The organism is Ferruginibacter sp. HRS2-29 (assembly GCF_024343615.1).
In the GTDB taxonomy this organism is placed as follows: domain Bacteria; phylum Bacteroidota; class Bacteroidia; order Chitinophagales; family Chitinophagaceae; genus Ferruginibacter.
Genome location: NZ_RJUB01000039.1, coordinates 17,510 through 38,742, shown reverse-complemented (window position 1 = coordinate 38,742; position 21,233 = coordinate 17,510). Strand labels below are relative to the sequence as shown.

The following is a 21,233-nucleotide window of genomic DNA, read 5'->3' as shown; positions in this document are numbered from 1 at the left end:
TCTTTATACCTACCTTCCTTAAACCAGGTGGGGTTCTCCCGCCTACAAATTATCAGATTACATGTCATTATTACATCCAAAATCAGTTAAGTTCGATATAGGTGGCGGCCGCGAGGTAACCATCGAAACCGGCAAACTGGCCCGCCAGGCTGATGGCGCCGTTACAGTTCGCCAGGGCAACTGTATCTTACTGGCTACAGTAGTAGCAAACAAAGAACCTAAAGCCGGACAAAGTTTCTTCCCGCTTTCGGTTGATTACCAGGAAAAATTCGCTTCAGCTGGTCGCGTACCAGGGTCTTTCTTCAAAAGGGAAGCCCGCCTGAACGATTACGAAATACTTACTTCACGTTTGATAGACAGGGCTTTACGTCCTCTATTCCCCGAAGATTACCTGTGCGATGTACAGGTATTGGTTTCCCTGATCTCTTCCGACGACCAGGTTATGCCTGATGCATTGGCCTGTCTGGCTGCATCAGCTGCATTGGCTGTGTCCGACATTCCTATCCAGGAGATCATCTCTGAAGTGCGTATCGGCCGTGTAAACGGTGAATTCATCGTAAATCCTACCCGTGCACAACTGGAAGAAAGCGACCTCGAATTTATCATTGCCGCTACCAGCAAGAATATCATGATGGTGGAAGGTGAAAGTAACGAGTGCCAGGAAGAAGACCTGATCAAGGCGATCGAACTGGCGCACGATGCAGTTCGCGTTCAGGTGAAAGCACAGGAAGATCTGCGTGCGCTGGTTGGTATCACCTCAAAAAGGGACTACGCAAAACCTTACCGCAACGAAGAACTCAACGAAAAGATCAAAGCTTTCGCGAAAGATAAAATGTACGCCATTTCTGCTGCCGCAACCGGTAAGCACGAAAGGAGTGACGCGTTCAAAGCATTGCACCAGGAAGTGGTAGAGTTCCTTGGGACTGAATTGCCTGATGAAGACAAGGCTTTGATAGGGCATTACACCGGCGAATTGCAATATTATGTAGTGCGTGATATGATCCTCAACGATCGTAAACGCCTTGATGGCCGTGGTACCAGCGATGTACGCCAGCTGGAAATGGAAACGGATATCCTTCCAACGCCACACGGCTCTGCATTGTTTACCCGTGGTGAAACTCAGTCACTTACGACAGTTACCTTGGGTACACCTTTAGATGAATTATTGATAGAAAGTGCACATTCTTCCGAATACAGCAAATTCATCCTGCATTATAATTTCCCTCCATTCAGCACCGGCGAAGTGAAAATGATGCGTGGTGTCGGCCGTCGTGAAGTTGGGCATGGCAATCTTGCTATGCGCTCTTTGAAGAAAATGATGCCTGGTTCAGATTATCCTTACACCGTTCGTGTGGTAAGTGATATCCTGGAATCAAACGGTTCGTCTTCTATGGCAACTGTTTGTGCAGGATCTCTTGCGCTGATGGATGCGGGTGTTCCTTTAAAGAAACACGTAAGTGGTGTGGCCATGGGATTGATCACCAAAGGTGACCAGTTTGCCGTGCTGACCGATATCCTTGGTGATGAAGATCACCTGGGTGATATGGATTTCAAAGTGACCGGTACACGTGATGGTATCTGCGGTGTGCAGATGGATATCAAAGTGGATGGTTTGAGCATGGACGTAATGCGCCAGGCGCTTGCACAGGCTAAAGAAGGCCGTATGCACATCCTGGATGCCATGTACAACTGTACCACAGCAGCAAGGGAAGAAGTGAAACCACATGCACCACGTATGGTGAAACTGATCATCGATAAAGAATACATCGGTGCAGTGATCGGGCCAGGTGGTAAAGTGATACAGGAAATTCAGCGTGAAACAGGCGCTACTGTAAATATCGAAGAAGTGAACAACCAGGGTGAAGTGAGCATCTTCAGTAAAGAGAAGACCAGTCTTGACAGGGCAGTAGCCTGGATCAATGGCCTGGTAGCTACACCGGTTGTAGGCGAAACGTACGAAGGAACTGTGAAAAGCATTAAGGAATTTGGTGCTTTTGTAGAATTCCTGCCGAAGAAAGAAGGTTTGTTGCACATCAGTGAAATAAGCTGGAAACGCCTCGAAACAATGGATGGCGTATTCAAGGAAGGCGATAAGGTAAAAGTGAAATTGCTGGAAGTTGATCAACGTACCGGTAAATTCAAACTGAGCCGTAAAGCACTGATGCCGAAACCAGAAGGACAGGGTGAAAGGCCTCCGCGTGAGCCAAGGCCACAGCAGGACTAATTCATTTTGAGATGATATAAATTACAACCTCCGCAGGAAACTGTGGAGGTTTTTTGTTGGAGTTGTATTTATAGGTTTTGATGATTTTACGCAGAACCAGGTTAACTGAGTAATCTTTCATCCCAAAAGTAATAAGATCGTTTTGAGGATTATTTTAATTGCAATTTGAACGTTGTCCCAACCCCTGGTGCAGAAGAAAACTCAATTACACAACCAATCGCCGCCGTCAGGTCGCGGATGAGATGCAGCCCAAGTCCATTTTTGCTGTTCACCTGCGCCCCTTTATTGTACAAAGCTTCCAGCTGTTTTTCATTTACGCCCGGCCCGTTATCGGTGATGGATAAAATTATTTTTCCGTCCTCGCGGAATGCTTTCCATTCTATGAGGCCTTGCTTATCACCCTGCAAAGCCTTGATGGCATTGGCGGTAAGGTTATGAACGATCGTTTTGAGATAATCTATATCGCTGATGAGGTTCAAATGTTCAGGATCCTGGAAAGTGAGCGTGTAGTTTTTTTCATCCGGAAAATTAACGCGGATATGATCAAACAATTCACTCACGTTTGTTTCCTGCTTCCGTGGTTTAAAATTGTCCATCTGGCTCTTGCTCCATTGCAGCATCGCTTCCATGGTTTCCAGCAGCGATTCGGCGGAGCCGGTGAGGGATGCCCGGTGTTTTTCTTCCTGTTCTTTGCTAAACACGCCGGGCTCTTTTTGCTGAACGTTTAAAAAATTCACCAGGCTTGCGACAGGGCTGCGCAGATCATGGCTGATGATCCCGAAGAACCTCGCTTTTACCTTGTTGGCTTCATCGAGTTCATTGTTCAATTTGAGCAAGGTAGTATTCGTCCTGCGCCTGATGCGGCTTTGCCGGTAGAGGAGTGCCCCGATGACGGCGAGTAGCAACAGCCCGGCAATGAGATAGATCCTGACTTTTTTTTGCGCAGCGATCGAGATATTATTCAGCTCGATCTGTTTATCCCTGATCGCCACTTCGCGTGCGCCTTCAACAGCCGCGATCTTATTTTTATTTTCCTGCGAATAGATCGAATCATTGAGTTGTATGAATTCATCCTGGTATTTGTAGGCAAGTGGATAATTCCCTTTTGCAGCTTCCACTTTTGCCAGCAACCCGGTAAAAAGATGCAGGTCTTTTTCGAGGTTCATTTCCTTACACTTATCATACGCTTCTTTCAGGTATAGTTCTGCTTTGCTCAGCAGGAATGCTTTGTCTTTTACAATTCCTTCTGCCGGTTGCAGGCGTTGAAAATTAGAATCTATGGTAGCAGAAAAATACGCATTGCCAAGATTGCCGATATTGCCGATAGCATTGGGGTGGTCGGGGGAATTTTCATCCCATATTTTTTTTGCGGTTAATAAATAACCGATCTGTTTATTCACACTATTCGATCTCAACAAGCTAAGATTGCCATATACGGTAGCCAAATGCAGTTTGTTGTTGGATTTTTCGAGAATACTAATGGCATTCCTGTAATATTCTTCCGCTTTCCGGTCATTGCCCATGTCTGCATAAATAAGCCCTACATTCAGGTAACTCCCGCCTTTACTGGCTTGGCTGCCTTTTTTTAGTATTATCTGTAAGGCTTTTTCGCCATAGATCAAAGCCTTTTCAAAATTGGATTGATCATAATATAATGCACAGATCGAATTATAGGTGTTGCTCATGGCAGTAGAATCTCCGGAAGCTTCACTCATCTTCAGTGCCTCAAATAAATTCTTCGCAGCTTCTTCATATTCCGCGTTGCGGGTATTGATGAAACCGATCTGACTCAAAGCCCTGATCTGCTGGCCAACATTTTTAAATTTTTTGCCCTCATCAAAAGCCTGCCTGAGGTAAAGTTTGGCTGTATCAGATTTTCCTTGCTGGGAGTACGCATTCCCTAACAACAGGTATTGATTTCCGATCATTTTGGAAGGCCCCTTTTCAGTAGTTATCGCCAGGCCCTGCCGGATATATTTTACAGAAAGCGATGGCTCGCTGTTCATATGGAATTTAGCAAGTTCATTCAGCGCCTTTATTTTAACGGTATCGATATTCGTTGTGTTGACGATATTCAACAGGGAGTCGGCTTTCCTGGTATTTTGTGCCACGGCATGTGCAACAAAAAAAACTAAAAGCAGGCTTGAGGAGAATTTCATGCAGATGGTTGCGGGGTGAAGAGATAAGTCGTATCATTTAAAAATACGGAAAAATCTATCTTTCTCCAGCACAAGTTTTTCCCGCAGGCTAACGCAGATGAATATACGCAGATGCCCGCTGAGTTGAAATATGCGAAAATCTGCGTGTATTCGTCAGTGCTTATCAACGGGAAATCTCTTATCAATCCATCCTTACCGGATGTACATTATCATATACATTGATGGTTATGGTTTTTCCTTCACTCATAGCTTTTATCGCGAAACTCTCTTCCCAGCCGGCATTGCGAAGCTCAATACTTTTGAGTGTCCACGTACCATTACGATCGGCAGTAAGTGTAAACTTCCGGTTCATGCGGTTGAGCGGCCCTTCTCCTTTGGATATCCTGTCCTGATTATCATGTGCAGTCTTGAAATATTTGCTGGTGACCGTAAGCTTTACTGTTGCGCCAGGAGAGGCTTTTCCGTACACCTTGTATTCACCGCGAACCTTCTGATTATTTTTGGGAAAAATGATGGAAAGCTGTGATGCCCTTTCGGGAATCATTCCTGTTATTTCCCAACTGTTTACTGGTAAGGGATTGACGGTTTCGGTAAAATAAAATTTACCCATTAGCAAACAACTGATCATTAAAAAAGTATTCATCGTAAAATGATTTAAATGTAAAATACCGGGGCTCATAATTCTGTCAGCTGATAGGCTTTTTTCCAGGGGATGCGCATGGTACTGGCAGGTTTGTTCAGGTACGAATACCGGTTGATGGAAACAAAGAATGTATTGTTCCTGATATCAATGAAACGTTGTGAACCATCGAGGTAAAATACGACTTCATTTTTATCAATAGTAAAACAGGGCGCTACCTTACATTTCGCTTCTATGGTAAAGATGGCCAGTTGCGGAAGTATCTTGTAATTGTTTACCAATACATTATTCCGGTAATGCCGCAACCCGTTCCTCGTTGATATTCTGATGATGTCGCCTGTTTTAAAATCCAATGAATTGTCTTCCTTTTTTCCGATCCGGAAAGTTTTTTCTACCGGGAAAGGGTTACGGACCTTCGCGTTATTTTCCTGCGTTGTTTTTGCAAGTTCTGCGAAATAAACAGGGTAGTCGCCTGTTGACGCTTCGGGAAAATCGGTTGGTTCGTATTCATTTGCAACAAAGGGTTTGAAACCTTGCCTGATGGAGAACCTGCCGGGAAAATAGGCGATCATCCTGCAGGAGTCATCGAAATATTTCGTGCCAGCAGGCTGATTGGAGTTGCAACCGATAGAGGCTTCCGAATTAAAAGCAAATACTGTTTTACCATTCTTCAACGTGTACGGTTTAGTAAATTGTTGACCGCCATTGTAAGAGCGGATGCTTTTGGATCCCGGGCGGCTGAGTTTTTTGATGCATTCGGGCACATTCACCGAATCGTTACCAGGCCGAAAAGCCGTTGCCACCAGGGTTGACCCGGTCAATAATAAACAGAGCAAGAGTATTTTTTTCATTGGAGGAAAATTTAAAGGCGATCTTTATGGCTTGGGCAATGTCATTCCTACGGGAACCGGCCCAACCAGCTCTGCACAGAAAATTTTGGCAGGTGTGCCTTTCGGATAGGCGCCGCCTTTCTGAGAAACAACCACGCCATTTTTGTCAAAATCATAAACACTGAGAGAATGTGTAAACATCACCGTAAAACCGCCTTCTTCGTTGAAGCTATAAATAGTACCCAGGTATGATTTGTTATCCGGGAACCTTGCTATCACTTCCGTATTCTCTTTCCTGCTTATGAGACAGCCATAAGTGTCGTCTGATATCTGGTATTCTACAAAAAGAAATTTGGTTCCTTTGGCGTATTTTCCGCCTTTGCTGCTCACCACGGTGCCTTCTCCTTCTTCGTTAGAAGTAAAAACATATTCTACATTCGATTGTACAAACCTGCAGGTAAATTGTTTTCCGTTTACGGATGTTACTGCGGCAACAAATATTGTTTTGGTATTATTATCAAATTGTCCGGCGATCAACATCCCCGGTTTTAGTGCTGCTTTCGCAAAGAAAGAAGACAGTATCACAAGGATCAGCAGGGTAGCGCTTTTGGCTGCAACAGATATTTTTTTCATAATGATTATTATTTTTTTTGTTTACACTGTGATATTTGAAAAGAACAGCTAACGTAAGAGCCATTCGTAATTCTTAATTTTCAATTCGTAATTGATTACTGCGTGGGTGGGCGCTGCATGATCTTCACTGTATAATTGAAGCTGAAGATCCTTCCGTTTATATTGGCGGGCACATCAAAGCTGGACACGGATTCCATGTCTTTCAACCGCACATCGTACTTCGGCACTTTGGTGTTGTCATTGGTACTTCCGCCGATACTGGTGCGATAGGTGACAATTCTTTTTGTATCTACCCTGAAGATCGGATTGCTCTCATATTCATCATTGCTGATTGTGTATTTCCTCGTAGTGCCTACACGATAGGGTTGTTTGAAATCTATTTCCGGCGGTACCTGGCAACCGCTCCAATCCTGCATCCAGCAGATGATCGGTTTATCGTTGCCCGAATTTTCATTCTTCCAGGTGCCGTTCGCCTGTATTCCTACTGATTGTGAGATACCCAGCTTTACACCTTCTCTTTTATTATTACTGATGCTGTTAAGTGTAACCGTAATATCCCATGGCTGCGGAGCTGCGGCCGCAGGTGGTTTGGGTACACATTGCTGGTAATTGATATTGCTGGCAACACTTTCCCAGCGCATGCCGATGTTGCGCATGTTCTTAAATGTATATTCGATAGGCACGGCAGCCTGTGCCGAGGTGTTCGTCATCCATTGATTGATGGTAGCCTGTACAGAAGCTGCTGTGGGATTTGGGATGGTGATCACTTCTCCATTGCCGCCAATAAATAACAGACGGACAGTAGTTTTTCCGCGACTCATCTTGTCAACAATGCCCAACCCAAGATTGGCGGACACACCGAAACCATCGTAGGATGCTTTCACACCCACTTCCATGTGCTCCTGGTCGAGTTCGGTCTCGATAATACCGATCACACGACGGCCATAGGTAACCGAAGACATATACACATTTTCATTTTTTGCATTTTCCGCAGGGTCTTTGTAAAACCCGCTGTCGGCACGGTCTGGCAGATTAGCGGTGATCACATAATTCTTTTGTTTGGCATCAATGCTCATGTATGTTTTTCTACTGTCGTAATTCAGGCCAAACTTTGCACTTGCTTTAAAACCATAACCACCGCCGCCGGCTTCCACGTTCAGTGCAAATGAGGCTTCATTCACGATCGTCTGTACATAAATTTCCGTGCTGAGATTATTGGCTTGTCTGGGCAAAGCATATTTCAATTTACCCACTTCTTCATCCAGGTTGTTCCGGGTAGGGTCCTGTACCAGTACCTGCTTTCCGTTACCGGAACTTGACGAGACCTGCAGTATGATGGGGTTTCGCGGCGACCGGTTATGAGGGGGCTGCACATTATTTTTGATATAATCATTGTAATTGTATGCCGCACCCGGATAAGTGAACGTCATCTTATCTGCCAATGGTGCATCAAAACTTTCGGACTCGGGGCTGAGTGACACGGAATAATTTTTACAGATAAGCCCATTATCCTCCGTAGTGCCTTTGTCTTTTGGCTTGGTCTTCCTGTCTCCCGCCTTATTGGTAGCCCTTACCTGGTCGAGCGGAACGATGACTGTCGATATCTTCTGGCCATTCAGGGTGGTTACCATCGGGTTGATATATCCCAGTGCTCTTGCCGCACCGGCATTGAGTTCGCCGACTTTTGCCTTTGACAGATCAGCAGAGCCGACTCCATTCTTCTTTGGCGGTTCCACCACCTGTACCTTTGGTGTAACTTTTGGATTCGTCAATACTTTGGTACTTTTTTTTAATTGTGCAGAAGCAATGCTGCAGGCCAGCAATAAAGGAAGAAATACGAGCGGTTTCATAATGAGAATTTATATTGTGAATTCATGTTGGGAATCCAACTTGCAATTATTATACAAGAGTAGGCTTTGCAGGAGTGGCCGGGGTGTTCAAATCGACGAACGACTAAAATAATAGACAAGTTGTTACTGTAGTTTAAAAACACAATATCTTTGCTGAAGAAATCTCAAAATTCTCCCTTCATCATGTTTCATGTTATTACAAAAAATATCCTGCTTGCAGTAGTGATATGTATTGCAACGCAATCAGCCTTTGCACAAAAACAAATAAAGAAATCCCTGTCCGAAAAGCCCGAATGGAGCCAGTCTTATCAGCCTTTTCGCATTGCAGGAAACCTTTATTATGTGGGTACAAACGATCTTGCCTGTTACCTCATCACCACTAAAAAAGGCAATATCCTTATCAATACCGGGCTGGCATCTTCGGATACACAACTTGCGACGAATATAAAAGCACTGGGTTTTAAGTTGAAGGATACGAAGATATTGCTGAACACACAGGCACATCACGACCATCTGGGGGCGATGGCTTCCATAAAAAAACAGACCCATGCAAAATTCATGATCAATGCGCCGGATGCTGCATCGGCATTAGATGGCGGCAGTTCGGATTATGCGCTGGGCGGGGATAGCATGAGCTTTGAACCGATCAGGCCGGACCGTTTGCTGCATGATGGTGATGTGATACAACTGGGTGATACAAAACTTACGATGCTGAGCCATCCCGGGCATACAAAAGGTTCCTGCAGTTTTTTACTGACCGTTAAAGATCCGGTACGTTCGTGGAAAGTGCTGATCGCAAATATGCCTACGATCGTTACGGACAGCGCATTTGACAGGATCCCGGCTTATCCGCAGATCACTGCCGATTACACCTACACCATCAAAGCCATGAAAGGGCTTGAGTTTGACATCTGGGTAGCTTCACACGCCAGCCAGTTTGAATTGCATAAAAAACATCAACCCGGAGATGCCTACAATCCTGCGGCTTTTGCAGACAGAAAAGGGTATGACGAATACCTGGATGAATTGCACCAAGAACTTAATGAGAGGCTTAGGAAATAACCCCATATCATCATCTGGTTCCTGCCTTCATTGTAATTCATGAATACTCCGTACCAGGGGCTTATTTCTGTTCCGTCTTTGATATCATTGCTGAAAAATTTTCCTCTAGGCGCACCATCTGTAGAAACATGAGGGAAACCTTCTCATCCGTTCATCCCATTTAACAAATCACTATTCCTTCATCTTTTATTTCATATTATATTGCGCTAAAATAAGCCTGCATGAAAGCTGTGTATTCGTTCTTTCTTACTTTTCTTTTCTTTTTCGCCACCGGCCAATTGGCCGCACAAAACATCACCGGCTCATGGGAAGGGGTGATGAGTGGAACCGGTGGTACTTTCATCCAGGTGAATATTCAGCAGCAGGGATATGATCTTTGTGGATTTACCTACGATTATGTATTATCCAATCCGGCCAGTTATTGCCGGGCAAAACTCGAAGGCAGATACGATCAGTCTAAAAACCTCGGACTGATGTTCGGCACCGTTTTTCTGCAAAACAGTGGTACGCATGTATTGATGCGTATAAAAATCTGGCGCCAGGAAGGGGATAACCGCAATACTTTACATGCCATGCGGATACACGAGGACCTGCTGTCTTCCTTCTTAGGCAGCAGCATCGATGAAGAAGATATTTTCATCATTAAAAGAGTATCCTCAACTCCGAAGAAATTTTCTTCCATGCCGCCATGTTTTCCCAAAACAACCAGTAGGACAACTCCGCCAAAACCATTGGTAAAAAAAGTTACTCCGGCCCCGCCGCCTGTTGTGGCCAAAGCGCCTGAAACAAAACCGACGGTAAAACCGGTAACTCCCAGGCCTGTAACGAAACCAGTGGTAAAACCTGCAGACAAGCCGATCGTGAAAACACCGGAGAAAAAAGAACCTTTATTGCCTGCCAAACCTGTGCAGGTACCGGTACAGATAAAACCAACTGAAACCAACAGCGCAATTTTGCGGCAAATGAATGCGAGGAAAAAAACAGAGCAAAGCAGGGTTACGGTCAGCACCAATCATCTAAACCTGAAGCTGTATGATAATGGTACGGTTGACAATGATACGGTCTCGGTTTTTTACAACGGCCGTTTACTGGTCAGCCATCAACGTTTGTCGGAAAAAGCCATCGAGCTCAACATCGACCTGGATGAAGGAAAAGAGATCCACGAGATCACCATGTATGCAGAAAATCTTGGCAGTATACCGCCTAATACAGCATTGGTGGTAGTTACAGCAGGCAAACAACGGTATGAGTTACGTTCCAAAGCAAGCATGGAAGAGAATGCAGTACTTGTATTTGAATATAAACCCTGAAGCAATTAAGAATTAAGAATTTTAGCGGAGCGAAGAAGGATAAAAATCGCTGATTTGAAATGGATGAATGGATCACGCAGATTATTCCTCCAAAGCAGGAAATGAAAATGCAGTTTGTAAAAATTTGAGTTAATGAACAAACTCAAAATTTTGCAAACTGCATCTTCGTTTTTCACGCAGTGAAGAGAATAATGTGCGTGATCCGCGTAATCATCTTTAATCTGCGATTTGCGTTTGTTTGTTTAATTTCGGGTTCTATTTATTTTATCATGGACTACAATGGTTTTCAACTCCGCCACGTGAACCTTACACGTTATGTCACACCGCTGCGTGAAGGTGGTTCGCTTCCGGCGATCATGGAAGCGGATGATGAATTTTTGTATGTAATAAAATTCAAGGGGGCGGGGCAGGGAGTGAAAGCATTGATTGCCGAACTCATCGGTGGAGAAATGGCCAGGGCATTGGGCTTGCGTGTGCCGGAGCTGGTGTTTGCCGAACTTGATACTGCTTTTGGCCGCACCGAGCCGGATGAAGAAATACAGGATCTGCTGAAAGCCAGTCATGGGCTTAATCTTGGCTTGCATTATCTTTCTGGTTCCATCACTTACGATCCTGCAGTCAATACCATCGAACCGTTGCCGGCATCAGAGATCGTATGGCTCGATTGCCTGCTGACCAATATGGATCGCACGGTGCGTAATACCAATATGCTTTGGTGGCACAAGGAGTTGTGGCTGATCGATCATGGTGCCGCTTTATATTTTCATCATAGCTGGCAAGGCTGGGAGGAGAAGGCGGTTCAGCCATTTGCGCTGGTGAAGGATCATGTATTGTTGCCGCAGGCGTCGGAACTTGATGCGGTGAATGAACGCTTCCGTAAAATGATCGATGGTGATACGATCCGCGCCATTGCGGCCTTGATACCCGACGAATGGCTGGCGGCTGATACGACATTTGCAACCATAGACGAACACCGGAATGTTTACATCCGCTTTTTAGAAACAAGATTGGCTCACTCGGAAATATTTGTAAAAGCAGCGCAACATGCCAGAGAATCACTTATTTGAATATGCTGTAATCCGCATTGTGCCTCGTGTTGACCGCGAAGAATTCCTGAATGCTGGAGTGATCCTGTATTGTCCTAAATTGAAATTCCTGCAGATACGTTTTGTTGTAAATGAAGAAAGGGTTCGTGCATTTTGCCATAAGATAGACCTGGATGAATTGAAAAACAACCTGCTGGCATTCGAACATATTTGTGCCGGTAAAAAAGATGCAGGCCCTATCGCATTACTGGATCTTCCATCAAGGTTCCGCTGGCTCACTGCTACCAGGAGCACCGTACTTCAATCTTCTAAAGTGCACCCAGGGTTTTGTATAGATCCTTTGGAAACACTTAATAAGTTGTTCGAACAACTTGTGTTGTAAACTCTTTATTGCCAAACGTTTCAGGCTCATCATGGCATTTTTTTTACCCATTTCCTTGTCTTGGCATGGATATTGGTTAATGTGTAAAAAATAATTTACTATGAAAAGAATATTCTTGTTATGTGCAGCTGCAATGTGCTTGTTTGCTGCGGAAGCCCAGACAACCAAAAAGGGTAAAAAATCTAAAAAAACAACTATAAGCGCTGAAGCTAAAGCAAAGGCAAATGCTGCAAAATTACAGGAAGAAAGGCAGCAGAAATTTGAAGAGGAAAGGCTCGAACGTATGCATTATGATTCAGTGCGTCACGAGAACGAACGCCTTGCAGATATGCGCCTTGACAGCGAAAGGGTAGCTTTCAAAGAAACAAAGTTCAAAGAGATCGACAGCACCAATAAAGAAACATGGAAGTCTGCCAGCATTCAGAAAGAAAATGCCTTGAAAGCGGAACGTAACAGGGACCTGATCGCCAGCAAAGCCAACCTTGGCCCACTGCAAAGCAGGCAGGTAAGGGATATCAACCAGACCTACAATGATAAAGCGAAAGCTGTAACTGATAATGCATCATTGTCTGAAACTGATAAACAAACACAGTTAGCCGCTTTGAACACAGAGAGAAGGGATAAGATAAAAGCAGTACTTGGAAAAGCAAGGGAAAGGCGTTATGAAAAAGAACGTAAGGAATTCGTTCAGAAAAATGGTGAAGATACCGAAGCTGCCTGGATCGATCAGTCTTCTATGGTAACTACAAAATCAAACTAATAAGGATACTAAATCCTCCTGAATAAAGAAAAATAATCTGGCCGTGGTCGTTCATCCGACTATGGCCTTTTTATTGGAACAGTTCAAGGGGTTCAAAATGTTCAAGAGGTTCAAAAGTTTGAAGATGCTTTTCTTAAAAACAACATTTTGAACTTTTGAACTTTTTACTGGCTCATTTTTTGAAGTAATATATCATACCCATGACCCTTACAGCTTCAGTTAATTTTTGTAACCGGTGACCACATCACCATAAATAATATTGATATGAAAGCAGTAAAATTAATTCTTGCCGGCGGCCTTATTTGTTTTTATTCGATAAATACAAATGCCCAAACACAGGCCAGCCCTATCACCAATGCACCTAAAGAAATCACGTTGCCCGCTGATACCAGCATGAAGGAATTTGTAAGCATGCAGGCCGGGCAAATGATCTTCGTTTCTGATAAAAAGACTTCAAAAATGAGCAAGGATATGGCGATGAGCGATGGTACAGTTGTTAAAACAGACGGAACAGTGATCACGAAAGACGGAAAAAAGATCGAGTTGCACGAAGGCGACAGGGTTTACATGAATGGAAAAATTGAAATCCAGGTGAAACCAAATGTGGGATAGTCAATCGGTAATAGTCAATAGTTAAATCTTCGGAGGTTATAATCTTCAGGGAGTTGGTGACATCAGCATGAAAAGCCAATAGTCAAATATTCGAAATTTATTTTCCATGAAGTTGGTAATTAAACAAAGGCTCATGATTTTCATGAACCTTTGTTATAATTGCCAGTAAATAGATTTCAAATCTCTTATATACTTTAATGATTTGACTATTGACTATTCACCATTGACTTTTACAAGCCCAGGCCTATTGCAAACCCACGGATCAAACCATTTACCTGTGGCCCCTGCGCAGCCGCACCGGTTGCAAGATTTACAGAATACAAACGTGCAGCCCCACCTACGGTGAATATTGCATAACCGACCGTATTGCTGCCCCCGGCGATATCAAAACCATTGGCTGCATCTACGTTGATGCCCAGCGCACCGATATCCACGATAGTTCCTGCATTTGGCGGATCTTGTTTTACCAGCCTGTCTGTTTGCGAATCAATATCAAACAGTACAGTAGTGGCAGCTCCGGCAAAATTGTTGGTATAAGCCGCACCGGTGATGACAGATGCTCCCGGATTGATAGCTCCATCTACAGCTGCAACTGTACCGTCTAACGGATTAAGACGAAGGTTCTGGCCGGTGTTGCTCACCACACGTATGCGATCAACGGTAGGATTGAAATCGAAACCGAAACCTGTTCCGTTCAGCAATGTTGAAAAAGTTCCTGTGCCAACCTGTGTCGCAATTCCTGTGTTTATATTGATGGTATACAGCCTGCTTGTGCTACCCAACCCGAAGAGTTGCCCTGTTGCAGGGCGCATATCGATACCCAGCAGGTTTTCTCCGGCTTGCAAACCAGTAATTGTTTTAGTAAAAACAGCAGTACCACTATTGAGATTAAGTACCTGCAACTCATTGGTGGTGGTGAGTGCGTATCCTACTGCATCTGTCGGGATAGCAAGTCCGATGATCACTTCGCTGAAGTCGCCCACTTTGGTGGCAGCGCCGCTGGTAAGATTGATCGTATAAAGACTGTTCTGAGAGCCCACGGTCATGGATGCCAGGGCGTAGGCGCTGTCGGAACTGATATCGAATCCTCCGGCTGAAACCACATCAACACCCAGATCTCCTACAGCTACCAAAGTACCCGCATTCGGCGGATCCTGGCGAAACAGTTTATCGGAAGTGACATCGATATCAAAAAGTATTGTACTGGTAGCACCTGCACGGCTTTGTGTGTATGCCACTGCACTTACAACAGCACCGGCCTGGCCGTTGATATTACCATCTGTAGCGGCAACAGTACCGGTTTCAGGGTTCAGGCGCAGGTTTTGTCCCGAAGAAGTTACCAGGCGAATACGATCCACCGTAGGATTAAAATCAAACGCTACCGACGTACCGCTGATGGCCGGTGTAAAAGGCCCGGAACCTACTGCAGTTGCGGCACCAGTTTGTGTATTGATGATGTATAAACGACTGCTGCTGCCAATACCGAAGAGCTGGCGGGTATTCGGCCGAAAGTCGATTCCCAGAATAGTTTCAGAAGGCTGAAGCCCGCTGATGGTAAGGGTTGTTTGCGGTGATGCCGTATTTTGAGCATTAAAGACCAGTAACCTGTTGTTGATACCAAGACCGAAAAAATTCACATCCGGTTTTTGTGGCATTGAAGGAGTATCATCCTTGTCACAACCGGTCAGCAAGACCGAAAATAAGACAGCGGGAATGATCGCACCGCGAAAGAATGAAAAGATTGTTTTCATGATGTTTTTTTAAATGTTTGAAATGGCCTGGGGTAATACTACTGCAGCCTTGAATTTTAAATATAAATGAGAGTCTGGAAGATCAGCAATTCCACGGTGGTGGAGTGGGTATGGCGAAATATTGTGCCGGAAGGCTTTTGTGTGTTGATATTGCCAAAAAAGTAATAGTTGAGGAACTGCTTATTGAAATACTTCGTAAAAAATTTACCGGGATGAAATCTGCTTTCTGATTGGTGGATTTTTCAAGGCAATTATCTTCCGCGGATTTTCCCTCCTGCTGCTCTGTCAGAGATTTTTGTATCGGAGGGATTATTGAGAATGCCTGTGCTACCAGCTTAATGCTGAACAAAAGTATCAGCACCACCGCACCTGTATATTTATAAGCTTTTCTCATTACAACCAGGGAGCAATAATAACGCCGTTTTTAAATTAAGGGAAAAGAGACCGTAACAGGTTTATCCACGTTACTTTTTCAGGTACGATAAAACGGAATGGAAAGTTTGGTAAACACTTATATATTTTAAACATAAATATTCGTGCAAATAAAAACAGTTGATTATTTTTAGTATTCACCAAACAAAAAGGAGGTATTCATGTCTACAGATAAATCATGGACGCCTTCGGTTATTATCGCGTAACCGGGCTTCTCCGTAAAAATAATCTGGGCCGAAAAGGCCGGAGCCTGTCTTGCGAGACAGGCTCTTTTATTTCAGGTATGATCGTTCCGTGAACTTATTTTTTGCGAAAAAAACGAAATGAATTGCCTGGATTCATATTGATCACTAAACATTCTTTTTTGAATCGTGTGGATGATATTGGGGTTTTCTGCATTAAATAAAAAAATGAAACGTTTTGTTTCTTTGTAACCCCTGATCTTGTTCCATGGTAATTCGTAAGTGATTTTTCCGCGGCGTATCATGCCCCAGTGATTGAACTGGACTACTACAGGTTTGAAAATACCCGGTTTAATGATTCTCATTACACCGGTACCAATGAAAATAAAAAAAGTAAAAAAGGTGAATAGGAATATTAGAGGCATAAGAAACTGTACGATGACGTTGACGGTATTGTTTTTAAAACTTGCAGGATTCAATAATGCCGATACCATTCCCAAAACACTTGCAATAAGAACTAGTACGATTACTAATCTCATTATTCTTATACGAAACAATTGAAAATACACCACACGAATAAATTCAGTGTAAGTAAAATGTTCTTCAATGCTAAAATTATCTTTCATTGATATGCTTTACTTTCTCTTTAACGAATCCAATAACCCTTCCAACCCATTCAGTTTAATTTCATACAACGTCTGCAACTGCATGCCCAGCTTGCCTTTGGGAAAGCCTTTTGCAGAAAACCATTCGAGGTAACTGACCGGCAATCGGCGTAATACGGTGCCTTTGTATTTGCCGAAAGGCATGGTCACAGTGATCAGATCCATCAATATCTGCCCGTCGGGCATAGGTACATCTTCCATAATTTTTATCGGCCCACGGCCGGAACAACGGGTAAACTTTCATTGCCGGCTGCATTCACAGCCTGCACAGCAAAAAAATAATTGTCTTTGGAATAGGGCAGTGTGATGTTGAGGTCAGCAGTAAATATCTTTTTCTGCCAGGTGGCACCCGTAGTTTCTCTTATCATCACATAATAACCTTTTACAGTTCCTGTTTTTGGCACCGACCAATAGAGGTAAGAAGTATTCCCTAATTTTTTTACATCGATCTTTACATCAACTGGCATGGATGGAGCTTTGGCGAGATTGGCAAGACTTGCCAGGTTGGCCGCGGTATTTTTGCGGAGATATTCAAAATCCATGAACTCGATGAGATCTCCGTACTGGATGCCATTTTCTTTCCGTACATCCTGATGCTGATGATAATAATTTTCGTTCATCTCGGTGATCCTCACCGCAGCATATCCATTCTCCACGTAAGGGGTATGATCGCCGCCACGCAAAAAACGATCATTACGATAGATCATCACTATTTCAAGATTATCGACATAACGTTCTGCTGTTTCTTTTACATAACGTGCCAGTTGCCTGCTTTTTCCATCATTTTCCAATCCGAGCTGCCGGATCGTTTTGGCATTCTTATCCAGCTCAAACGCAGGAAGGCCTTCGCTGAACACCCGCAGCCGGGTGTTGCTGATGATATTTGTTTCGCTGCTGTTATTGCTTCCCATGATATCATTGTTGAGCACCGCTTCTATATCGAGATGTTGCGCTTTCGATTTATTCGCCATAAAATAAGCGCCCAGTAAGCCCTGTTCTTCACCACTCACAGCTATGAAAATGATGGTGGCAGAAAAACTTCTTTTACTCATGATGCGGGCGCACTCCAGCACCGCTGCGGTTCCGCTTGCATCATCATTTGCTCCGGGTGCATCGCCGGTGCGATCCATCACACTGCTGCGCATATTATCCAGGTGCCCGCTGATAAGGAAAATCCTTTTATCGCTGGTATCCGTTCCCGTTAGTATAGCCACCACATTGCCCAGCAAAAGGGTCGTATCTACCCGTTTTTTGTCGGGCTGAAGCGTAGTGGTGTCAATGAAAGCCTTCATTCGTCCACCTGATTGCAAAGCAAAACGGTTGAATTGTTTGAGCACATAATTTCTGGCAGCACCGATCCCTCGTTTGGGATCTGTTTGTGTGCTCAATGTATTGCGTGTGCCAAAAGCCACCAGCGAAGTGATATAACCTTTAAGGCTATCCGAAGAAATTTCCTTTACCATCTGCTCAATGACAGGATCACGGTTAATGGTGGTTTGTGCCTGGCAAAACAAAGATGCAGAGACGAAAATGACAGCTAGGAAATATTTCACGGAATTGATTTATTGTTATTATTTAGGAACGCACCGAAGGCATGTTCATACAATTCGTAATTCGTAATTTTTAATTCGTAATTGATCCTTATTCTTCCGCATTTTTAAACTGACTGTACTTCCTCCATTTTTCAATTACAGAAGACATATCTTCCGGTATCGCACTTTCAAAGAACATGTCTTTGCCTGTAACGGGATGTTTAAAACCCAATTCCTTTGCATGCAGCGCCTGACGCGGGCATAAAGCAAAACAATTATCCACGAACTGTTTGTATTTGGTGTAAATAGTTCCTTTCACGATGCGGTCGCCACCGTAGAAATCATCGTTGAACAACGGATGCCCGATGGATTGCATGTGCACACGGATCTGGTGGGTGCGGCCTGTTTCGAGCCTGCATTCTACCAGTGTTACATAGTTGAAGTTTTCGAGTACTTTATAATGTGTGATCGCATCTTTACCATGATCACCATCCGGGTAGGTGGTGAATAATTTCCTGAAACGCTGATGCCTGCCTACATGAGCTTCGATAGTACCTTGCTCTTCTTCAAAATTTCCCCACACCAATGCCACATATCTTCTGTGTACGGTGTGGTTAAAAAATTGTTTGGCCAGGTCACTCATCACTTTTTGCTTTTTAGCCATCACCAGTAGGCCGCTGGTATTTTTATCGATCCTGTGAACGAGGCCATAACGTGGCAATTCACTTTCATCGATCTCCGGGTAATTTGTCTTGATGTAATAAGCCACAGCGTTGATCAAAGTGCCGTCGGGATTACCGCTGCCGGGATGCACCACCATTCCTACGGGTTTGTCGATCACAAAAAGATCGTCGTCCTCATAAACGATATTGAGTGGGATATCCTGGGGAATGATATCGGAAGATTCGGGTGAAGCCGTTTCATAAACAATCACTTTATCGCCCGATTTTACCTTATAATTATTCTTTATAGGCTTTTCATTTACCAGCACCATCTCATTTTCAATCGCCTGCTGGATCTTATTGCGGGTAGCGCCTTCGATGCGCTGCATCAAAAACTTATCGATCCGCAGGGGTTCCTGTCCGCGGTCTATCACCATCGAAAGGCGTTCGTACAGTTCTTCCGACTCGGGAAGTTCATCGTTCAATTCTATTTCTTCTGACATAATTTTTGATTACACGAATTAGGCGAATTGCACGAATTACACGAATTAAATTGAAACCTGTAATTGGCCAGTTACTTTTATTGGGTGACCAATTTGTGTAATTAGCGAAAATTCGTGAAATCCGTATCTTATCTTTGCAAATTAAAACCTTTCAGTTGGATAAGCAGCAAGTGATATATAAAGATTTGGGCGTTATTGGTTACAAAGAAGCCTGGGATCTCCAGGAAACCCTTCTGCAGCAGGCAGTTTCATTAAAATCGGAGGCAAGGAAAAACAATCCCTCTTATGTTCCTTCAGAACTGGAAACACAGCATTTTTTTTTATTATGTGAACATCCGCCGGTGTATACGCTCGGTAAAAGCGGGCATATGGAAAATGTGCTGCTGAGCGCTGAACAATTGCAGGAAAAGAACATTTCGTTCTTCAATACCAATCGTGGTGGTGATATTACTTTTCACGGGCCGCAGCAGATCGTTGGTTATCCGATCCTCGATCTCGAAAAATTTTATACGGATATCGGGCGTTACCTGCGCAATATGGAGGAAGCCATCATCCTCACCATTGGGGAATATGGGATCAAAGGCGAACGAAGCGCCGGCGAAACAGGCGTGTGGATCGATGCCGGCATCAAAGGGCAGGAGCGCAAGATCGCGGCCATTGGCGTACGTTGCAGCCGTTGGGTGACGATGCATGGCTTTGCGCTCAATGTGAATACCGATCTCGGATATTTCAGCCATATCATTCCCTGCGGAATAGTAAACAAACAGGTGACCTCCATGGAAAAAGAACTTGGTTGTAAAGTGGATTTTGAAGAAGTGAAGAAGAAGATATTGAAGAATTTTGAGAAGGTATTCGAAATGGAGATTAAAGAATGATGAGAGGGGATCACAGATTTTAAATGGATGAAGGGCATTGCACAGATTATTGAAGCGGATAAGAGGATCACAGATTTCAAAGGGATGAAGGGGATTACAAAGATTGTTTTCTGCTTTGCAGAAAACTAAAATGCAGTTTATAAGTACCGCAACTTTTTCGACAAAGTCAAGGTTTTATAAACTGCATTTTTATTTTTCACGCAGTGAAAAAGTAATCTGTGTAATCCTCTTTATCCCTTTGAAATCTGTGATCCTTATCTTCTTAATTCTGCTTTTTTGAATCCTTGGGAACGAAGAACTTATTCTTCTCCACCAGTTCCCCGCTTTCATAAATCTCAAAATGATACCATCCTGACCGCACAAAATTCACTTTTTCGATGATCAGGTATTCCTCGGTCAGTTTATTCAGTTCAAATACCACACGATCATTTTCATCAAAGAATTTGGCGGTGTATTTTTTTGTCGGCGCATCCGGTAAGTGGATCACCACTGAATTATCCCTGGCGGTAAATATTCTCCGGCTTGGATAAGTGATCACCGGTTTTGCCGGAATTCCCGGAGTGGAAGATGTTGGCGGCATTACGATCGACGAATCCAGTAGCGGGTTTACCTGCCATGGATAACGCTCTACCGGGGTGATAATGCTGTCTTTGCCCGATGCCGTCTGCACAACTGTTACCGGCACTTCTTTCACCGGCCTCACCGGTTTTGACAGGATATACGAACCTCCTTCAAAAACAATGAAGACACGGTAGTACATTTTACTATAGGGCGGATTGGCATCGGAATAACCATTTTCCCGGCTCTGAGGACTGAGTACACTTCCGATGGTGCTGTAATTTTTAAGGCTGTCGTATGAACGCTGGATGTTGAGGGTGCTGATGGGAAGCGCATACTCATTGCGCCAGCTGACAATGATCTTGCCGCCGATATTTTTTACGGTAATATCCGGCAGGATACTTTGTGCACGGGATGGCATGGCAGCAGCTAAAACAAAAAAACAAAACAACAGATATCTCTTCATAGTAAAATGGATGCCCGGTTACAAATATAATGTGCAATGAGGTTTGAAAATTAACATAAAGATAAAGGGATGTTAAAATGGGTTTAGAGATTAGGGATT

At 43.9% G+C, this 21,233-nt stretch carries 20 protein-coding genes; 8 read left to right on the top strand and 12 right to left on the bottom strand.

The annotated features are described in order from the left end of the window. The first annotated feature begins 61 nt into the window (after positions 1–61). Positions 62–2,224 (top strand): polyribonucleotide nucleotidyltransferase, encoded by a 2,163-nt coding sequence (gene pnp, locus EGI32_RS10165; RefSeq protein WP_255155286.1) that lies wholly within the window; start codon positions 62–64, stop codon positions 2,222–2,224. 149 nt (positions 2,225–2,373) lie between these two features. Here the strand turns inward: pnp and EGI32_RS10160 are convergent, their stop codons facing one another. The 5 genes from EGI32_RS10160 to EGI32_RS10140 all read right to left on the bottom strand — a co-directional run bounded on the left by EGI32_RS10160 (position 2,374) and on the right by EGI32_RS10140 (position 8,336). Then, positions 2,374–4,383 carry a tetratricopeptide repeat-containing sensor histidine kinase gene (locus EGI32_RS10160; protein ID WP_255155285.1) on the bottom strand — a complete coding sequence of 670 codons (2,010 nt, stop codon included), beginning with the start codon at positions 4,381–4,383 and terminating at the stop codon, positions 2,374–2,376. A gap of 181 nt (positions 4,384–4,564) precedes the next feature. Next, positions 4,565–5,026 (bottom strand): hypothetical protein, encoded by a 462-nt coding sequence (locus EGI32_RS10155; protein ID WP_255155284.1) that lies wholly within the window; start codon positions 5,024–5,026, stop codon positions 4,565–4,567. 32 nt (positions 5,027–5,058) lie between these two features. Continuing rightward, the gene (locus EGI32_RS10150; RefSeq protein WP_255155283.1) at positions 5,059–5,874 is read right to left on the bottom strand and encodes a hypothetical protein; all 816 of its coding nucleotides are present in this window, start codon (positions 5,872–5,874) and stop codon (positions 5,059–5,061) included. Between the two features lie 24 nt (positions 5,875–5,898). Then, on the bottom strand, positions 5,899–6,486 hold the full coding sequence (locus tag EGI32_RS10145; protein ID WP_255155282.1) for a hypothetical protein: 588 nt from the start codon (positions 6,484–6,486) through the stop codon (positions 5,899–5,901). Positions 6,487–6,581: 95 nt separating this feature from the next. Further along, positions 6,582–8,336: a thiol-activated cytolysin family protein gene (locus tag EGI32_RS10140; protein WP_255155281.1), complete on the bottom strand. Its 1,755-nt coding sequence runs from the start codon at positions 8,334–8,336 to the stop codon at positions 6,582–6,584. Positions 8,337–8,519: 183 nt separating this feature from the next. Between EGI32_RS10140 and bla the strand changes: the two genes are divergently transcribed. The 6 genes from bla to EGI32_RS10110 all read left to right on the top strand — a co-directional run bounded on the left by bla (position 8,520) and on the right by EGI32_RS10110 (position 13,508). Then, complete coding sequence (bla, locus tag EGI32_RS10135) at positions 8,520–9,398, top strand: subclass B3 metallo-beta-lactamase (protein ID WP_255155280.1); 879 nt, start codon at positions 8,520–8,522, stop codon at positions 9,396–9,398. Between the two features lie 221 nt (positions 9,399–9,619). Then, positions 9,620–10,708: a hypothetical protein gene (locus EGI32_RS10130; protein WP_255155279.1), complete on the top strand. Its 1,089-nt coding sequence runs from the start codon at positions 9,620–9,622 to the stop codon at positions 10,706–10,708. A 269-nt stretch (positions 10,709–10,977) separates the two neighbouring features. Next, the gene (locus EGI32_RS10125) at positions 10,978–11,775 is read left to right on the top strand and encodes a HipA family kinase (RefSeq protein ID WP_255155278.1); all 798 of its coding nucleotides are present in this window, start codon (positions 10,978–10,980) and stop codon (positions 11,773–11,775) included. After that, positions 11,753–12,136 carry a DUF3037 domain-containing protein gene (locus tag EGI32_RS10120; protein ID WP_255155277.1) on the top strand — a complete coding sequence of 128 codons (384 nt, stop codon included), beginning with the start codon at positions 11,753–11,755 and terminating at the stop codon, positions 12,134–12,136. The genes EGI32_RS10125 and EGI32_RS10120 overlap by 23 nt, the downstream gene beginning before the upstream one ends. Before the next feature lie 100 nt (positions 12,137–12,236). Next, on the top strand, positions 12,237–12,896 hold the full coding sequence (locus EGI32_RS10115) for a hypothetical protein (RefSeq protein WP_255155276.1): 660 nt from the start codon (positions 12,237–12,239) through the stop codon (positions 12,894–12,896). A gap of 264 nt (positions 12,897–13,160) precedes the next feature. Then, positions 13,161–13,508 (top strand): DUF6799 domain-containing protein, encoded by a 348-nt coding sequence (locus tag EGI32_RS10110; RefSeq protein ID WP_255155275.1) that lies wholly within the window; start codon positions 13,161–13,163, stop codon positions 13,506–13,508. Between the two features lie 230 nt (positions 13,509–13,738). Here EGI32_RS10110 and EGI32_RS10105 read toward each other — a convergent pair whose 3' ends face one another. From EGI32_RS10105 to EGI32_RS10080, 6 genes are all read right to left on the bottom strand, one after another. Further along, positions 13,739–15,259: a DUF4394 domain-containing protein gene (locus tag EGI32_RS10105; protein WP_255155274.1), complete on the bottom strand. Its 1,521-nt coding sequence runs from the start codon at positions 15,257–15,259 to the stop codon at positions 13,739–13,741. Between the two features lie 82 nt (positions 15,260–15,341). Continuing rightward, the gene (locus EGI32_RS10100; protein WP_255155273.1) at positions 15,342–15,653 is read right to left on the bottom strand and encodes a hypothetical protein; all 312 of its coding nucleotides are present in this window, start codon (positions 15,651–15,653) and stop codon (positions 15,342–15,344) included. A gap of 315 nt (positions 15,654–15,968) precedes the next feature. Beyond that, positions 15,969–16,499 (bottom strand): YcxB family protein, encoded by a 531-nt coding sequence (locus EGI32_RS10095; RefSeq protein ID WP_255155272.1) that lies wholly within the window; start codon positions 16,497–16,499, stop codon positions 15,969–15,971. Positions 16,500–16,508: 9 nt separating this feature from the next. Then, positions 16,509–16,739, bottom strand: a complete 231-nt coding sequence (locus EGI32_RS10090; RefSeq protein ID WP_255155271.1) for a DUF3820 family protein — start codon at positions 16,737–16,739, stop codon at positions 16,509–16,511. Between the two features lie 5 nt (positions 16,740–16,744). Beyond that, positions 16,745–18,091 (bottom strand): M28 family metallopeptidase, encoded by a 1,347-nt coding sequence (locus EGI32_RS10085; protein ID WP_255155270.1) that lies wholly within the window; start codon positions 18,089–18,091, stop codon positions 16,745–16,747. An 88-nt stretch (positions 18,092–18,179) separates the two neighbouring features. Beyond that, positions 18,180–19,235, bottom strand: a complete 1,056-nt coding sequence (locus EGI32_RS10080; protein ID WP_255155269.1) for an RluA family pseudouridine synthase — start codon at positions 19,233–19,235, stop codon at positions 18,180–18,182. A 155-nt stretch (positions 19,236–19,390) separates the two neighbouring features. Here EGI32_RS10080 and lipB point away from each other — a divergent pair, with 155 nt between their 5' ends. Then, positions 19,391–20,110 carry a lipoyl(octanoyl) transferase LipB gene (gene lipB, locus EGI32_RS10075; protein ID WP_255155268.1) on the top strand — a complete coding sequence of 240 codons (720 nt, stop codon included), beginning with the start codon at positions 19,391–19,393 and terminating at the stop codon, positions 20,108–20,110. A 262-nt stretch (positions 20,111–20,372) separates the two neighbouring features. Here the strand turns inward: lipB and EGI32_RS10070 are convergent, their stop codons facing one another. Further along, the gene (locus EGI32_RS10070; protein WP_255155267.1) at positions 20,373–21,134 is read right to left on the bottom strand and encodes a hypothetical protein; all 762 of its coding nucleotides are present in this window, start codon (positions 21,132–21,134) and stop codon (positions 20,373–20,375) included. Positions 21,135–21,233: the final 99 nt, after the last annotated feature.

Coding starts and splice junctions, on each gene's coding strand:
- EGI32_RS10155 (WP_255155284.1), bottom strand. CDS start 5,026: ATGAATACTTTTTTAATGATCAGTTGTTTGCTAATGGGTAAATTTTAT.
- EGI32_RS10090 (WP_255155271.1), bottom strand. CDS start 16,739: ATGGAAGATGTACCTATGCCCGACGGGCAGATATTGATGGATCTGATC.
- EGI32_RS10160 (WP_255155285.1), bottom strand. CDS start 4,383: ATGAAATTCTCCTCAAGCCTGCTTTTAGTTTTTTTTGTTGCACATGCC.
- EGI32_RS10070 (WP_255155267.1), bottom strand. CDS start 21,134: ATGAAGAGATATCTGTTGTTTTGTTTTTTTGTTTTAGCTGCTGCCATG.
- EGI32_RS10120 (WP_255155277.1), top strand. CDS start 11,753: ATGCCAGAGAATCACTTATTTGAATATGCTGTAATCCGCATTGTGCCT.
- EGI32_RS10100 (WP_255155273.1), bottom strand. CDS start 15,653: ATGAGAAAAGCTTATAAATATACAGGTGCGGTGGTGCTGATACTTTTG.
- EGI32_RS10095 (WP_255155272.1), bottom strand. CDS start 16,499: ATGAAAGATAATTTTAGCATTGAAGAACATTTTACTTACACTGAATTT.
- EGI32_RS10105 (WP_255155274.1), bottom strand. CDS start 15,259: ATGAAAACAATCTTTTCATTCTTTCGCGGTGCGATCATTCCCGCTGTC.
- EGI32_RS10130 (WP_255155279.1), top strand. CDS start 9,620: ATGAAAGCTGTGTATTCGTTCTTTCTTACTTTTCTTTTCTTTTTCGCC.
- bla (WP_255155280.1), top strand. CDS start 8,520: ATGTTTCATGTTATTACAAAAAATATCCTGCTTGCAGTAGTGATATGT.
- EGI32_RS10115 (WP_255155276.1), top strand. CDS start 12,237: ATGAAAAGAATATTCTTGTTATGTGCAGCTGCAATGTGCTTGTTTGCT.
- EGI32_RS10145 (WP_255155282.1), bottom strand. CDS start 6,486: ATGAAAAAAATATCTGTTGCAGCCAAAAGCGCTACCCTGCTGATCCTT.
- EGI32_RS10125 (WP_255155278.1), top strand. CDS start 10,978: ATGGACTACAATGGTTTTCAACTCCGCCACGTGAACCTTACACGTTAT.
- pnp (WP_255155286.1), top strand. CDS start 62: ATGTCATTATTACATCCAAAATCAGTTAAGTTCGATATAGGTGGCGGC.
- EGI32_RS10110 (WP_255155275.1), top strand. CDS start 13,161: ATGAAAGCAGTAAAATTAATTCTTGCCGGCGGCCTTATTTGTTTTTAT.
- EGI32_RS10080 (WP_255155269.1), bottom strand. CDS start 19,235: ATGTCAGAAGAAATAGAATTGAACGATGAACTTCCCGAGTCGGAAGAA.
- EGI32_RS10140 (WP_255155281.1), bottom strand. CDS start 8,336: ATGAAACCGCTCGTATTTCTTCCTTTATTGCTGGCCTGCAGCATTGCT.
- EGI32_RS10150 (WP_255155283.1), bottom strand. CDS start 5,874: ATGAAAAAAATACTCTTGCTCTGTTTATTATTGACCGGGTCAACCCTG.